Source organism: Photorhabdus hainanensis (genome assembly GCF_018448965.1).
GTDB classification, from domain to species: Bacteria; Pseudomonadota; Gammaproteobacteria; order Enterobacterales; family Enterobacteriaceae; genus Photorhabdus; species Photorhabdus akhurstii.
In genome coordinates, this window is the sequence record NZ_RCWD01000130.1 from 1 (window position 1) to 604 (window position 604).

General features: G+C 53.6%; 1 protein-coding gene. It reads right to left on the minus strand.

Annotated elements, in window-relative coordinates; all coding sequences use genetic code 11:
* Window positions 1-604, minus strand: a 604-nt coding sequence (locus EAE92_RS24195; RefSeq protein ID WP_214069873.1) for an RNA-guided endonuclease TnpB family protein, incomplete at both ends; no start/stop codon positions are given.

Genomic DNA, 604 nt, shown 5'->3' on the forward strand with positions numbered 1-604 from the left:
ACCGCAGCAATGGCAGGTTTTCGAACTGGCGAACCACTGATCCAGTTTGACCAGATGGACGCCTGCCGCTGCGGCTTTGTATTCCAGTTTCTTGATGAAGCCATGCCAGCCCGCATCCCCGATAGCGCGGGCAAGGTGGTGATTCTTCATCATGTTGGCCGATTTCAGCGTCTCCACAATTATCGCTTGGTTTTCGTCAACCATTGAACGAGACAGTTTGTGTTGAAAATCGGCGCGGGCATTCGCTACCCGCTCATGTACGGCGGCAAGCCTCTGTCGTGCTTTACGACGGTTGGCGCTGCCTTTTTGTTTCCGGGAGAGGGCCTTCTGTTTACGCCTCAGATTACGGCCGGCATTGATAAGATGACGGGGATTGGCCATCTTATCTCCGCTGGATTTGACAGCGTAGTGAGACAATCCCATATCCAGACCTGTCATCTGGGTTATCAAAGCGGGCTTCGCGGGCGCGGCCAGGCCGTCATCACAGAGTATCGAGGCGTAGTATTTACCGGTGGCTGAACGGCTCAGCGTCATGCTTTTCACCTCTCCGGTCATTTCACGGTGCAGACGGGCTTCTATCGGCGATAATTTGGGTATTTTTATT